The 14,464-nt window shown below is 51.6% G+C and carries 15 protein-coding genes; 9 read left to right on the forward strand and 6 right to left on the reverse strand.

The features are described from left to right. Nucleotides 1-9 precede the first annotated feature (9 nt). Both rspA and IB196_RS11555 read right to left on the reverse strand, forming a co-directional pair. The gene (gene rspA / locus IB196_RS11550) at nt 10-1,224 is read right to left on the reverse strand and encodes a starvation-sensing protein RspA (RefSeq protein ID WP_155021038.1); all 1,215 of its coding nucleotides are present in this window, start codon (nt 1,222-1,224) and stop codon (nt 10-12) included. A 107-nt stretch (nt 1,225-1,331) separates the two neighbouring features. Beyond that, nucleotides 1,332-1,658 carry a YnfA family protein gene (locus IB196_RS11555; RefSeq protein ID WP_005121149.1) on the reverse strand — a complete coding sequence of 109 codons (327 nt, stop codon included), beginning with the start codon at nt 1,656-1,658 and terminating at the stop codon, nt 1,332-1,334. A gap of 154 nt (nt 1,659-1,812) precedes the next feature. Here IB196_RS11555 and IB196_RS11560 point away from each other — a divergent pair, with 154 nt between their 5' ends. Continuing rightward, the gene (locus tag IB196_RS11560) at nt 1,813-2,154 is read left to right on the forward strand and encodes a DUF1283 family protein (RefSeq protein WP_005121150.1); all 342 of its coding nucleotides are present in this window, start codon (nt 1,813-1,815) and stop codon (nt 2,152-2,154) included. A gap of 37 nt (nt 2,155-2,191) precedes the next feature. Continuing rightward, the gene (gene speG / locus IB196_RS11565; protein ID WP_005121151.1) at nt 2,192-2,752 is read left to right on the forward strand and encodes a spermidine N1-acetyltransferase; all 561 of its coding nucleotides are present in this window, start codon (nt 2,192-2,194) and stop codon (nt 2,750-2,752) included. Between the two features lie 6 nt (nt 2,753-2,758). Here speG and IB196_RS11570 read toward each other — a convergent pair whose 3' ends face one another. Beyond that, nucleotides 2,759-3,469, reverse strand: coding sequence for a YnfC family lipoprotein (locus tag IB196_RS11570; RefSeq protein ID WP_005121152.1), 711 nt, complete (start codon nt 3,467-3,469; stop codon nt 2,759-2,761). 103 nt (nt 3,470-3,572) lie between these two features. Between IB196_RS11570 and IB196_RS11575 the strand changes: the two genes are divergently transcribed. The 6 genes from IB196_RS11575 to clcB all read left to right on the forward strand — a co-directional run bounded on the left by IB196_RS11575 (nt 3,573) and on the right by clcB (nt 10,008). Continuing rightward, the gene (locus tag IB196_RS11575) at nt 3,573-3,881 is read left to right on the forward strand and encodes a DUF1161 domain-containing protein (RefSeq protein ID WP_137378523.1); all 309 of its coding nucleotides are present in this window, start codon (nt 3,573-3,575) and stop codon (nt 3,879-3,881) included. A gap of 149 nt (nt 3,882-4,030) precedes the next feature. Continuing rightward, nucleotides 4,031-6,457 (forward strand): selenate/tellurate reductase subunit YnfF, encoded by a 2,427-nt coding sequence (gene ynfF / locus IB196_RS11580; protein ID WP_005121154.1) that lies wholly within the window; start codon nt 4,031-4,033, stop codon nt 6,455-6,457. 10 nt (nt 6,458-6,467) lie between these two features. Further along, nucleotides 6,468-7,085, forward strand: a complete 618-nt coding sequence (locus IB196_RS11585; RefSeq protein ID WP_155021037.1) for a DMSO/selenate family reductase complex B subunit — start codon at nt 6,468-6,470, stop codon at nt 7,083-7,085. Between the two features lies 1 nt (nt 7,086). Further along, the gene (locus tag IB196_RS11590; RefSeq protein ID WP_040233876.1) at nt 7,087-7,941 is read left to right on the forward strand and encodes a dimethyl sulfoxide reductase anchor subunit family protein; all 855 of its coding nucleotides are present in this window, start codon (nt 7,087-7,089) and stop codon (nt 7,939-7,941) included. A gap of 42 nt (nt 7,942-7,983) precedes the next feature. Continuing rightward, nucleotides 7,984-8,598, forward strand: coding sequence for a Tat proofreading chaperone DmsD (gene dmsD / locus IB196_RS11595; RefSeq protein ID WP_188232219.1), 615 nt, complete (start codon nt 7,984-7,986; stop codon nt 8,596-8,598). A gap of 120 nt (nt 8,599-8,718) precedes the next feature. After that, nucleotides 8,719-10,008: a voltage-gated ClC-type chloride channel ClcB gene (clcB, locus tag IB196_RS11600; protein WP_188232218.1), complete on the forward strand. Its 1,290-nt coding sequence runs from the start codon at nt 8,719-8,721 to the stop codon at nt 10,006-10,008. Here the strand turns inward: clcB and bioD are convergent. The 3 genes from bioD to IB196_RS11615 form a co-directional block, all read right to left on the reverse strand. Further along, a complete protein-coding gene (gene bioD / locus IB196_RS11605) occupies nt 9,964-10,659 on the reverse strand; it encodes a dethiobiotin synthase (protein ID WP_005121161.1) in 696 nt (231 codons plus the stop codon). The two genes, clcB and bioD, sit on opposite strands and share 45 nt — an antisense overlap. 124 nt (nt 10,660-10,783) lie before the next feature. Beyond that, on the reverse strand, nt 10,784-12,004 hold the full coding sequence (mlc, locus tag IB196_RS11610) for a sugar metabolism global transcriptional regulator Mlc (RefSeq protein WP_005121162.1): 1,221 nt from the start codon (nt 12,002-12,004) through the stop codon (nt 10,784-10,786). Between the two features lie 128 nt (nt 12,005-12,132). Then, on the reverse strand, nt 12,133-13,032 hold the full coding sequence (locus IB196_RS11615) for a LysR family transcriptional regulator (RefSeq protein WP_155021033.1): 900 nt from the start codon (nt 13,030-13,032) through the stop codon (nt 12,133-12,135). Nucleotides 13,033-13,190: 158 nt separating this feature from the next. Here IB196_RS11615 and IB196_RS11620 point away from each other — a divergent pair, with 158 nt between their 5' ends. Further along, on the forward strand, nt 13,191-14,444 hold the full coding sequence (locus IB196_RS11620) for an MFS transporter (protein WP_005121165.1): 1,254 nt from the start codon (nt 13,191-13,193) through the stop codon (nt 14,442-14,444). Nucleotides 14,445-14,464 lie beyond the last annotated feature (20 nt).

The following is a 14,464-nucleotide window of genomic DNA, read 5'->3' on the forward strand; positions in this document are numbered from 1 at the left end:
AATCACTCCTTACCAGTTCCACAGCGTGCCATCTTCAAGACGGGCGACCGGCAGATATGCGGGATCGTACGGATATTTCGCTGCAAGTTTTTCGTCAAACTCAATACCGAGACCGGGTTTGTCACCTGGGTGCATATAGCCGTTATCAAAGGTCCAGTTATGCGGGAACACTTCCAACATCTGTTCTGAGTACCCCATATATTCCTGCACCCCGAAGTTTGGTACCCACAGATCGAAATGCAGCGCAGCGGCCATGCAGACTGGCGACAAATCGGAAGGTCCATGAGAACCCGTGCGCACCTGATAAAGTGAGGCAAAATCAGCAATACGACGCATACCGGTGATACCGCCTGCGTGGGTAATAGTGGTGCGAATATAGTCGATCAGCTGTTCTTCAATAAGCTGCTTGCAGTCCCAGATACTGTTGAACACTTCCCCTACCGCAATCGGCGTGACCGTATGCTGGCGGATCAGGCGGAAGCACGCCTGATTTTCAGCCGGAGTAGGATCTTCCATCCAAAATAAACGGTATTGTTCAATGCTTTTGCCAAAACGGGCCGCTTCAATTGGCGTCAGGCGGTGATGCATGTCATGCAGAAGATGTTCATCAAAACCAAATTTGTTGCGGACGGCTTCAAACAATTTCGGTGTGAAATCGAGATATTTCTCCGTCGACCACAGTTGCTCTTCCGGCCACTGGCCTTTGGTCGCCGGTTCGTAGGCCAGGCCTTTACCTTTAGACATACCGTAGGTGGTCTTCATCCCCGGTACACCACACTGCACACGGATCGCTTTAAATCCCATCTCTTTATGACGCGCGTAATCCTCCAGCACATCATCAATGGAATGACCCGTTGTGTGACAGTACACCATGACGCCTTCGCGCGATGCGCCCCCCAGCAACTGGTACAACGGCATGTTCGCCGCCTTCGCTTTGATATCCCACAGAGCCATATCCACCGCAGAAACCGCCGACATCGTTACCGGGCCGCGACGCCAGTAAGCCCCCTTGTAAAAAAACTGCCAGATATCCTCAATTCGATGCGCATCACGTCCAATTAGCTGTGGACACACATGATCTTTCAGGTAGGACGCCACGGATAATTCACGCCCGTTTAGTGTGGCATCCCCTAATCCGGTGATCCCATCGTCTGTCGTGATTTTCAGCGTGACAAAATTACGTCCTGGACAGGTAACAAAAACTTCAGCCCCGACAATCTTCATTTTTTAATCCTTACATCTCTTCTTGTGATGCAGGAAATTTACCCAACTGAACTACTACCATACAAGTATAAAGATCAAAAAAGCGCTCACCGATCACAAAAAAGGCGCTATGCGCGCCCCCATCCGGCCACGATGATCAACATCCCACACAGTGCCACTAACGCGCCGGACCAGTCGTACAGGCTCAGTTTTACGCCATCGACAATGCGTAACCAGAGCAGTGCAGTCACCACGTAGACACCACCATACGCGGCATATACCCGCCCGCTCGCCGCCGGATGTAGCGTCAGCAACCAGACGAACAGCGCTAATGACACCCCAGCGGGAACCAGCAACCAGGCCGTCGCCCCACGCTTAAGCCAGAGCCAGGGTAAAAAGCAGCCAATGATTTCGCATAACGCGGTGACGAAGAAAAGTAATGTTGTCTTAAGCATTGGAGTTATTCAGTTACCTTCGGTTTAACCATAATACGACAGAATATGTCCAACGTATCCATATGCGCCCAGTGGGTATGCCCTAGCGCAGGAATAGTGTAGAATTTAACCCTGTTTTATCGTTTTTTTCCCTTTCTCATTAAAGGAATTCGCCATGAAAATTACACTGACCAAACGCCTGTGTCTGACGGCCATGCTGACGCTGGCGGCGGCCGTGTACACCTCTTCCGTATTTGCTGAAACCAGTAAACTGGTCATAGAGTCCGGGGACAGTGCGCAAAGTCGTCAACAGGCTGCAATGGAAAAGGAACAATGGAACGATACGCGTCAGTTGCGTCAGAAAGTCAACAAGCGTACAGAGAAAGAGTGGGACAAAGCCGACGCTGCTTTTGATAACCGTGATAAATGCGAACAAAGCGCGAACCTGAATGCGTATTGGGAGCCTAACACCCTGCGTTGTCTCGATCGCCGCACTGGCCGCACCGTTGCCCCATAATCATTGTGCTCACCAGAAGATATTGAAAGGATACGATATGGCAAGCGCCCTCAGTGTAAAGCTGCGCCCGCTGGAGCGTGAAGATTTACGTTTCGTCCATCAGCTTGATAACAACGCCAGCGTCATGCGCTACTGGTTTGAAGAACCTTACGAAGCGTTTGTTGAGCTGTCAGACCTGTATGACAAACACATTCACGACCAAAGTGAACGCCGTTTTGTGGTCGAGTGTGACGGTGAGAAAGCCGGGCTGGTGGAGCTGGTTGAAATAAACCATGTGCACCGCCGGGCTGAATTTCAGATCATTATTTCCCCTGATTATCAGGGCAAAGGACTGGCAACGCGCGCGGCAAAGCTGGCGATGGATTACGGTTTTACCGTACTCAACTTGTATAAGCTGTATCTGATCGTTGATAAAGAGAACGAAAAAGCTATCCACATCTACCGTAAACTCGGCTTTATGGTCGAAGGCGAGCTGATTCATGAATTCTTTATCAACGGCCAATACCGCAACACTATCCGTATGTGTATCTTCCAACAGCAATATCTGGCCGATCACAAAACACCGGGTTCCAGCCTGTTACAACCTACCGCTCAGTAAAAGCGGTTAGTAGTAATCAATGGTGTTTTCAATCGAGTAATGATGCTCAACTGCCGGCTTTACGCTTTCGTCAACGATAACCAGCTGGCAGTTGACCGGATTAGCATACGAATCATACTTACAGGTTTGTTTGACGTTACCTAAAGGGTGATCGTTCAGTATGCTTACTGCCGTGTAATCCAGTTTTTTCAATGGATCGACTGACGGTTTAGCCTCAACCTGCAGCGTATTGTCCTTACTGATGGTGGTTTTACCGAGCGGGTAGCCTTCCGCGTCATACCGGTACTGCACCTTCATCTCTTTTCCCGTGGCGGACACAACAAAACCGTTATCGTCGGTATCCCACACTACCCCCGCCGAAGGCAGTTCCGCCAGTTGGCATTTCCCTTGTAAACGGATCCGTTTTTCCAGCGTTTCGGCGTCCCGATAGAAGTTCGCATCCAGCACTAATGCCATACCCGTATTATTTTCGACATCATGCAATTCCAGCGTATCAAAACAGCCTTCCTGTGAGAGCGTACCTGTGACGCGCTTAGTCACTTCGCCTTTGTCGTTGAGCAGTGTCTGACTAAAATCTTTCACTGGGCCGCGTAGCGGATCAAAATCAAATTCATTGGAGAAGCTGGCCATTTCCGGCGTAAAGGACACCAGCCCTTTGGCGTTATCACACCCAACCAACACGATACACAGGAAACCTAACAGGGTCTGTTTCTTCACATTTTTCACCGGGATAAGAAGATAATTCTCAATCATATTAGCAAATACAGTTATTTACACCAGAAATGCTAATCTTAGTTTATGTCGATCACGAAAGGAGTTGATGATGAAATACATAACAGGAATTGCCGCGAGCTTATTACTGGTCGCTTCCCCGCAGATCCTGGCGGCGCCCGCGTCATGTGAGCGCGTGAAGAGTGATATCGAACAGCGCATTATTAATAATGGTGTCGCGGAATCCAGTTTCACGTTGAATATTGTTCCTAATGATCAGGCCGATCAGCCTGATTCACTGGTGGTCGGTCATTGTGCTAATGATACGCACAAGATCCTCTATACCCGAACCAACAGCGGTAACGCGCCCGCAAACAGTAGCCCTTCTCAGGACGGTCACGTGGCTGAGCCGCAATAAATTTTACCCTCCGTTCGCGGAGGGTCACTCCTGTTTGATATGCATTAATAAGATTTACCTCTAAATAGGTAGACTCAACTTCATTGTTAGCAAGCTAGTTATTTCGTTATAAAACAATATATATAACGACAATTACAATGGAGTGGGTTATGTCTGAAGATGAGCAATATGGAGGTATTAGCCGCAGGACGTTAGTGAAATCCTCGGCTATAGGTTCACTGGCACTTGCTGCCGGTGGCCTGTCACTACCCTTTGGTATTCGTGCCGCTGCTGCTGCAGTACAGCAATCAGTGCAACCTGTTGAAGATAAGGCTGTCTGGAGTTCCTGTACGGTTAACTGCGGCAGCCGTTGCCTTTTACGTCTGCATGTGAAAGATGATGCAGTCTACTGGGTTGAATCTGACACGACCGGTGATGATACCTACGGTAACCACCAGGTTCGCGCCTGCTTGCGTGGTCGTTCGATTCGCCGTCGTATGAACCACCCTGACCGCCTCAAATACCCGATGAAACGCGTTGGTAAACGTGGTGAAGGTAAATTCGAGCGTATCAGTTGGGATGAAGCGCTGGATACCGTTGCCGGCAATCTGAAGCGTATCTTGCATGATTACGGTAATGAAGCCGTTCACGTTCTTTACGGTACCGGTGTGGATGGCGGTAATATCACGAACTCCAACGTCCCCTACCGTTTGATGAATTCCTGTGGTGGCTATCTAAGCCGTTACGGGAGTTACAGCACCGCACAAATCAGCGCCGCCATGGGATACATGTTTGGTGCTAACGACGGTAACAGCCCCGACGATATCGCCAACACAAAGCTGGTTGTGATGTTTGGTAATAATCCAGCCGAAACGCGTATGAGCGGCGGTGGCGTAACCTGGTATGTCGAGCAGGCACGTGAGCGGTCAAATGCCAGAATGATCGTTATCGATCCACGCTACAACGACACCGCCGCAGGTCGTGAAGATGAATGGCTGCCTATTCGCCCAGGGACGGATGCTGCACTGGCCGCCGCAATCGCCTGGGTGCTGATCACAGAAGATCTGATTGATAAACCTTTCCTTGATAAATACTGCGTCGGCTACGATGAAACCACTCTCCCCGCCAGCGCACCGCGTAATGCGCACTACAAGGCCTATATATTAGGTGACGGCCCGGACGCAATTGCCAAAACACCGCAATGGGCATCTCAGATTACCAGCATCCCTGCAGACAAAATCATCCAGTTAGCGCGTGAAATCGGTTCGGCAAAACCTGCTTACATCTGTCAGGGCTGGGGACCGCAACGCCATTCCAACGGTGAACAGACAGCCCGAGCAATCACCATGCTCTCTGTTTTGACAGGAAACGTGGGAATTAACGGCGGTAACTCCGGTATGCGTGAAGGGACCTGGGATCTGGGCGTTGAATGGTTCTCCATGTTAGAGAACCCGGTCAAAACACAGATATCGGTGTTCACCTGGACGGATGCTATCGATCATGGCGCAGAAATGACAGCCACCCGCGACGGTGTACGCGGCAAAGATAAACTGGATGTGCCTATCAAGTTTATCTGGTGCTATGCCAGTAATACGCTCATCAACCAGCATGGCAATATTGCTCATACTCATGACGTTTTACAGGATGACAGTAAGTGCGAAATGATTGTCGGCATTGAGCACTTTATGACCGCATCGGCGAAGTACTGCGACATCCTGCTGCCGGATCTGATGCCTACTGAACAGGAAGACCTCATTTCACATGAGTCCGCCGGGAATATGGGCTATGTGATCCTCGGACAGCCCGCTACCTCACCTAAATTTGAACGAAAACCCATCTACTGGATGTTAAGTGAAGTCGCTAAACGCCTGGGCCCGGACGTCTATCAAAAATTCACGGAAGGCCGCACCCAACACGAGTGGGTGAAATATCTGCATGCCAAAACCAAAGAACGTAACCCGGAAATGCCGGATTACGAAGAGATGAAAACGACCGGTATTTTCAAGAAAAAATGCCCGGAGGAACACTATGTCGCCTTCCGCTCATTCCGCGAAGATCCCGCGGCAAACCCATTGAAAACGCCATCAGGAAAAATTGAGATTTACTCTGAAAGACTGGCCACCATTGCCGAGACATGGGAACTCAAACAAGACGAGATTGTGCATCCGCTACCGGCTTATGCGCCAGGCTTTGACGGCTGGGACGACCCCAAACGCAAAACGTATCCGCTACAGCTCACCGGATTCCACTATAAGGCGCGAACTCACTCAAGCTACGGCAACATTGATGTTCTACAACAGGCATGCCCGCAGGAAATCTGGATTAACCCCGTCGATGCTCGTTCACGTGGCATTCATCACGGCGATACGGTACGGGTGTTTAACAGCAATGGTCAGATGCTGATCGCCGCAAAAGTCACACCGCGTATTTTGCCCGGCGTGACAGCCATCGGCCAGGGCGCATGGCTCAATGCTGATATGTTTGGTGACCAGATCGATCACGGTGGCTCTATTAACATTCTCACGTCACATCGTCCTTCTCCGTTAGCGAAGGGGAATCCATCCCACAGTAATCTCGTTCAGGTTGAAAAGGCGTAAGGTGTAATCCATGACGACTCAATACGGATTTTTTATCGACTCCGCCCGTTGCACCGGTTGTAAAACTTGCGAACTGGCCTGCAAAGACTTCAAAAATTTAACGCCGGACGTCAGTTTCCGCCGTATTTACGAATACGCAGGCGGTAACTGGCAGGAAGATAACGGTGTCTGGCACCAGAACGTTTTCGCCTACTACCTCTCCATTGCGTGTAACCACTGTGAAGACCCGGCCTGTACCAAGGTGTGTCCAAGCGGCGCGATGCACAAACGTGAAGATGGTTTTGTGGTCGTGGATGAAGACGTGTGCATTGGCTGTCGCTATTGCCACATGGCCTGCCCGTATGGCGCACCGCAATACAATGCCGCCAAAGGACACATGACCAAGTGCGATGGCTGTCATGAACGTGTTGCTGAGGGTAAGAAACCCATCTGTGTCGAATCCTGCCCGCTGCGTGCGCTGGACTTCGGCCCGATAGAGGAACTCCGTAAAAAACACGGCACCCTGGCCGCGGTTGCGCCGCTCCCTGGCGCGCACTTTACCAAACCGAGCATCGTCATCAAACCAAATGCCAATAGCCGCCCGACCGGGGATACCACGGGTTATCTGGCTAATCCGAAGGAGGTCTAAAATGGGAAATGGATGGCATGAATGGCCGTTGGTACTGTTCACGGTTCTGGGCCAATGCGTGGCAGGCGCGCTAATCGTCAGTGGGCTGGGTTGGTTTGCCGCCAAAGACGATGTTGTAAGGCAGCGCATTGTTCGCAGTATGTTTTTTCTTTGGCTGGTAATGGGCATCGCATTCCTGGCCTCGGTTATGCATTTGGGGTCTCCGTTACGCGCATTTAATTCGCTGAACAGAGTCGGTGAGTCAGCGCTAAGTAATGAAATTGCCAGCGGTTCGCTATTTTTTGCCGTCGGTGGTTTATGGTGGCTGGTCGCTGTTCTCGGTAAAATGCCTGCTGTATTAGGTAAAATATGGCTGCTGGTAAGCATGCTGCTGGGTGTGGTGTTTGTCTGGGCGATGACTAACGTTTACCAGATAGATACCGTCCCGACCTGGTATAATGGTTACACTACGGTGGCCTTTTTCATGACCATGCTTCTGAGCGGGCCACTCTTTGCCGGTCTGCTACTGCGTGCGGCTGGTGTTCCTTTTAATGCCAACGTGTTCGCGGGGATAAGTGTGCTGGCGTTGCTGGTTAGTGCGGGTGTGATTGTCCTGCAGGGACTTTCCCTCGGCACAATCCACAGTTCGGTGCAATTCGCCAATGCGCTGGTACCTGACTACGGCCGCTTACAGGTGTGGCGCATCGTCTTATTGGCCGCAGGTCTTGGGTGCTGGATATGCCCGCTTATCCGCCGTAAAGACCCGCATGCCGCTGGGCTGGCGTTAGGTTTAATTTTAGTCCTGGCCGGTGAAATCATTGGTCGTGGTTTATTTTATGGTTTGCATATGACAGTCGGAATGGCTGTTGCAGGTTAACTCTCGGGTGCGGGGCAACCCGCACTGTTCAGGATTGTTTGCATGACCCATTTTTCACAATGTGACAACTTTTCAACCGCTGCGCGCGTTCTGGGCGCATTGTTCTACTATGCGCCAGATAGCGCTGAAGCATCTGCGATGGTCAGTGCGTTAAAAGCTGATGGCTGGCAAGCACAGTGGCCGCTGCCGGATGCTACGTTGTCGCCACTGGCTGCACAGATGCAGACAGATAGCGATGAAACGCTCCCACAAGCCTGGCAACGTTTGTTTATCGGCCCCTACGCTTTGCCATCCCCTCCCTGGGGTTCGGTCTGGCTGGATCGCGAAAACGTGTTGTTTGGTGATTCCACGCTGGCGTTACGTCAATGGATGCGCGACAACGGCATTCAGTTTGCGCTGCAACAGAATGAGCCAGAAGATCACTTTGGCTCGCTGTTACTGCTAACCGCCTGGCTTGCCGAAAATGGCCGCCACACCGAATGTGAACAATTGCTGGCCTGGCATCTGCTGCCATGGTCGGCTCGCTTCCTCGACGTTTTTATCGAGAAGGCAAACCATCCATTCTACCAGGCGTTGGGTAAACTGTCACGCCTGACGCTGGCGCAATGGCAGTCGCAGTTATTAGTTCCAGTGGCAGATAAACCATTGTTCCGTTAATGTCACCCACGGGCAGGATATTTCCTGCCCATTTCCCACTGAGTTTCGCACGCTGAGCTTTTGCTTCTGCGGCTAATTACCCGCAAAATAGGCCGTCTGAATTTTCCTGTCTGGCAACCCATGCATCGTTTACATGCTTATCCTGATCTGCGTACTCTGTTTCGGCGTCTACTGATCGCCGCACTGATTGGTATCCTTTCAGCCCTGGCCGTTGCAGGATTTCGTCATGCGATGCAATTGCTTGAATGGCTGTTCCTGAGTAACGATACGGGAAGTCTGGTCAACGCCGCGACAAATCTGCCGCCGTTCAGACGCATGCTGACACCCGCGCTCGGTGGTCTGGCGGCTGGACTTTTGCTCTGGGGCTGGCAAAAATTTAATCGCTTACGCCCACAGGCCCCCACAGATTATATGGAAGCCCTGCAGACTGACGGACAGTTCGACGTCAGCGCAAGTCTGGTGAAATCGCTGGCCTCTTTGGTGGTGGTGGCGAGCGGTAGCGCCATTGGTCGTGAAGGAGCAATGATTTTATTGGCCGCATTGGCGGCCTCATGCTTCGCACAACGCTTCACACCGCGTTCGGAATGGAAATTATGGATTGCCTGCGGGGCGGCTGCGGGTATGGCTGGTGCGTATCACGCTCCGTTGGCGGGTAGCTTATTTATTGCCGAAGTGCTGTTTGGCACGTTGATCCTCGCCTCATTAGGGCCGGTGGTTGTCTCCGCCGTCGTCGCATTGTTAACCACCAATGCGCTTAGCGACAGCAACGCGCTGCTGTATACCGTTCATCTGACACGGGAACTGCATGTGCTGGAATATGTGATGATTATCAGTACTGGCCTGTTAGCGGGTCTCTGCGGACCTCTCTTTATGTGGCTTATGACCACCAGCCACAACGGCTTTTTACGCTTAAAACTCGCACCACCAGGCCAGTTAGCCCTGGGCGGGCTGATCGTTGGCCTGTTGTCGCTACTTACGCCTGCGGTGTGGGGCAACGGCTACAGCGTGGTACAATCGTATTTACTCTCTCCTCCTTTGCTCGCCGTCGTCAGTGGGATTTTCATTTGCAAATTGTTGGCCGTACTCGCCAGTAGCGGTTCAGGAGCACCCGGCGGCGTGTTTACACCAACGCTGTTCGTCGGTTTATCGATCGGTATGTTACTGGGTCGGGTATGGGGATTCTGGCTTCCGGGGACGGATGAAATAGCGGTACTGTTGGGTTTAACAGGAATGGCCACACTGCTGGCGGCGACGACCCATGCTCCCATTATGTCGACATTGATGGTCTGTGAAATGACCGGGGAGTATCGACTGCTCCCCGGCCTGTTGCTTGCTTGCGTCGTGGCGTCAGTGCTGTCGCGAACGTTACGCCATGACTCTATCTACAGACAACACGCTGCCGAGCATTGACAGACGAATATACTGAGAAAGCTCGCGCTGCTCTGCACGTGGCAAATAAGGCAATTCCCCCATCAACGGTGCCGGTAATTTTTTGCTTAGCACGTCGATGATTTCGGCATAATGCGCCAATCCTGGGTTAATACGGTTCGCTACCCAGCCAATCAACGGCAGCCCGTCACTGGCAATCGCCTGTGCGGTAAGAATGGCATGGTTAATACAGCCTTCCTGAATACCCACCACCATCAGAACCGGGAGTTGCTCCTGTACCACCCACTCCGATAACGGACGCAGATCGTTCATCAAACTACGCCAGCCACCGGTGCCTTCAACAACAACGTGATCAACCTTCTCACTCAGGCTGGCAAGTCCATTGGATAACAGGGTGTAGTTAACAGGACCGCTATGTGCCACGCTACTTTCGTCTTCGCTCAGCGCGATAGGGTTAATCGCCTCGTACGGCAGTTCGATGGATGACACGCTTTGCAGCACCAGTGCATCTTTATTGCGCATACCTTCCGGTGTCTCTTTGCTGCCTTTGGCGACGGGTTTGTAACCCGCCACACGTTTACCCCCTGACGCTAACGCTTGTAGTAATGCGCGGGAAACCACGGTCTTCCCAACAGAAGTGTCTGTACCTGTAATAAAGAAACGCTTCAGCATCACTAACTCCACCGTATGCTCTGAAAATATAAGTCAGGAAAATAAAACAGTGGAGAAAGTCTAAGGTATGACGGCCAGAACCAGCTTGAGATAGCGCAATTTTTCGTACAACAGTTAAAAAATGTTAACCCTGTAATAGACGAATCAACAAAGAACCGTTATACATCGCGTCTTTCACGAGGGCTGCCCCCGCCATCGTCCCCTGATTAGAAAATTGCGTACTTTCGACAACAATGTGCTGGCTGTAGGCCGGAAGCGCCTGTTGACGAATGCTGTCAGCAATCGTCGGGAACAAAATGTCAGCGGCTTTACTGAGTGGAGATCCTATCAATATCTTTTGCGGGTTGAACAAATTCACCATGATGGCCAGGATACGACCGACATGAGTTCCAACGCCGTTAATAATATCTTTCGCCAATAAATCGCCCTGCATGGCCGCCTGACACAGTGCGTCTACTGTCAACGGTTGTCCGTGCAGAGAGGAGCTCATTGACTGCTTCAGTCGCACCTGCGCCAGTTCCAGCACGCTGTCGACGCTGGCGATCGTTTCCAGACACCCATGATTACCGCAGTAGCAACGTTTGCCGTAAGGGTCCACCTGCGTATGACCTATTTCGACCAGGCTGCTGCTGCCTGCATGCAGTAAATGACCATCAGTGATCACCCCTGCACCCACGTTGTGATCGATGACCACCTGAATAACATCACGCGCCCCGCGTGATGCACCAAACAGCGCTTCGGCCATGGTCCAGGCGCTGATATCGTGCTGAATGTATACCGGCACGCCGGTATGCCGCTCCAGCGTTTCGCCGAGCGGCATCTCTTTGACGTCATCATAGAACGGCATACGATGTACGATACCGTTCTCGGTATCAATAATGCCGGGTAATGTAATTGCGATGGAAGTCAGGCGTTCGAGTTTTTGCTGGTGACGAATAAAAAACTGATCGACTTGCGCAACAACCCGTTCCAGTAACGATGTCTCGCTGATCAGCGCCATTTCAAGACAATCCTCTACCACAAGTTTGCTGCTCAGATCGCGCAGCGCCAGGAAAATCTCGCCACGACTAATACGAATAGAAAGGTAATGCCAGGCTTCTGTTTCGACAACCAGCCCAACCGCCGGACGTCCGCGGTTACCGGCTTCTTTTATTTCCAGCTCCTGCACCAAATGCGCTTCCAGCATTTCTCGGACAATTTTGGTAATACTGGCAGGTGCCAATTGTGCCAGGCGAGAGAGATCAATACGCGATACCGGTCCCAGCTGATCAATCAGACGATAAACCGCGCCCGCATTGGTCTGCTTAATTTGATCGATATGCCCAGGCTGACTATCAGCAACCACCACTTACTCCCTTTATTTTCGCGCTCCGAAATAATCTGTAGACTATGGTGAAGCACTTCAATGGCTTCCGTCAACTTTTTGCTTAGCCTTGTGATTTACTGCACATTTTCGACCGTTTTTAAACTAAATTAACCGCGCTGCACCGCGGCTAAAAGCTGCTGGCGAAAACGTTGCGCTGCGTGGCTTTGTTCATGATGCTTCGGCCACACCAACCACATTTCGGAGACCGCATCGTCTTCGGCAATAGGGATCCAACACATTTCATACAATTGCACCCGCTTAAAAGAGGCTGGCAAAATGGAAACCCCCAACCCTGCTGCCACCAGTCCAATGATGGTCATCGCCTCACCGACCTCCTGGGCGATGGTTGGTTTCAGATCATAACGGCGCATCAGGCCGAGAATATCGTCATACAACCCCGTTCCAACATGCGGATCAAAAAAGACAAACGGCTCGTTTGCCAGCTCCGCCAGCGTCACCATCGGCTTTTGCGCCAGAGGATGTGCGCGTGGGATCATCGCCATCAGCGGCTCATGCAAAATGACCTCCCGCGCCAGCGTGTCCGGTAGTTGCGTATTGCGCAGGAGCCCAAAATCCAGTGTTCCCTCGTTGAGCGGGGCAATTTGCTCGCGCGTATTCATTTCACGGGTTTGCAGATGCACCGCAGGATAGCATTGGCGAAAAAAAGACAGCGTATCGGACACTGCCTTAATAAACGGGGCTGATGACGTAAAACCGATGCGCAGTTCCCCTGACTCTCCCAGATGTAATCGTTCAGCACGGGCGGCAGCCTCATTTACCAGCCCCAGGATTTGCCGGCTGTCCGCCAGAAACTGTTTTCCGGCAGCGGTAAGCGCCACGCTGCGGTTAGTCCGCGCCAGTAGCCGTGCACCCACCTGCTGTTCGAGGATCTGGATCTGCTGACTCAACGGAGGTTGCGAAATATTCAGTCGTGCCGCTGCACGACCAAAATGCAGCTCTTCCGCAACTGCCACAAAGTAACGTAGGTGACGCAGTTCAATATTCATATTTATAAAATATTATTTGAGATTATTAATATATTAGACAGAATATTGTGATTTTCATACTCTTAAGGCTGGTCCTGTAGACCCCATGGATTTCACGTCGCATTGCGCGGCTTGAAATACGCAGGGTATAGATGCAAATGATTGAGCAAGGATTTTAAGTGAGTCGTACAACTACTGTCGATACCGCTCCGGCGAGCGATGTTGACGAACAGATAGTCACTGTGCCGGATGGTTTTATTAAACGCGGTACATCCCCTTTTATGCGCGTCACGCTGGCGCTTTTTTCTGCCGGTCTGGCGACATTTGCCCTTCTTTATTGCGTACAGCCCATACTGCCCGTGCTGTCGCATGAGTTTGGCGTATCGCCTGCCAGCAGCAGTATTTCGCTTTCCATCTCAACGGCCATGCTGGCAATCGGCTTACTGTTTACCGGCCCACTTTCCGACGCCATAGGGCGTAAACCGGTAATGGTAACCGCGCTGCTGTTGGCCTCCTGCTGTACGCTGCTTTCTACAATGATGACCAGTTGGCACGGTATTTTAATCATGCGTGCGCTGATCGGACTGTCACTGAGCGGCGTAGCGGCCGTGGGAATGACCTATTTGAGTGAAGAAATTCACCCGAGCTTTGTTGCATTCTCAATGGGTTTATACATCAGCGGAAACTCGATTGGTGGTATGAGTGGTCGTTTGATTAGCGGCGTGTTTACTGACTTTTTTAACTGGCGAATCGCTCTGGCGGCTATTGGCTGCTTTGCCCTCGCCTCCGCGCTAATGTTCTGGAAGATCTTACCGGAATCACGGCACTTCAGACCAACATCGTTACGGCCTAAAACGTTATTTATCAACTTCCGTTTGCACTGGCGTGACAGAGGACTTCCGCTGTTGTTCGCAGAAGGGTTCTTGCTGATGGGGTCGTTTGTCACACTGTTTAACTACATCGGCTACCGTCTGATGCTGTCCCCCTGGGCGCTGAGCCAGGCTGTCGTCGGTTTGTTGTCTGTGGCTTATCTTACCGGCACCTGGAGCTCACCAAAAGCCGGTTCCATGACCACCCGTTATGGGCGCGGCCCGGTAATGTTGTTCTCGACAGGCGTGATGTTGTTCGGGCTAATAATGACTCTGTTTACCTCGTTATGGCTGATTTTTGCCGGTATGTTGCTCTTTTCAGCCGGCTTTTTTGCGGCGCATTCCGTTGCCAGTAGTTGGATCGGACCGCGAGCCAAACGCGCTAAAGGCCAGGCCTCTTCACTGTACCTGTTCAGCTATTACCTGGGCTCAAGCATTGCCGGTACACTAGGGGGTGTTTTCTGGCATAGCTATGGCTGGAATGGCGTGGGCGGGTTTATCGCACTGATGTTGGTGCTGGCGCTATTGGTTGGTGCCCGTTTGCACCAACGTCTGCACGCATAATCAATGATGCCCGAAGACCG

Source organism: Citrobacter sp. C6_1, from assembly GCF_014596835.2.
Lineage (GTDB): Bacteria > Pseudomonadota > Gammaproteobacteria > Enterobacterales > Enterobacteriaceae > Citrobacter > Citrobacter pasteurii.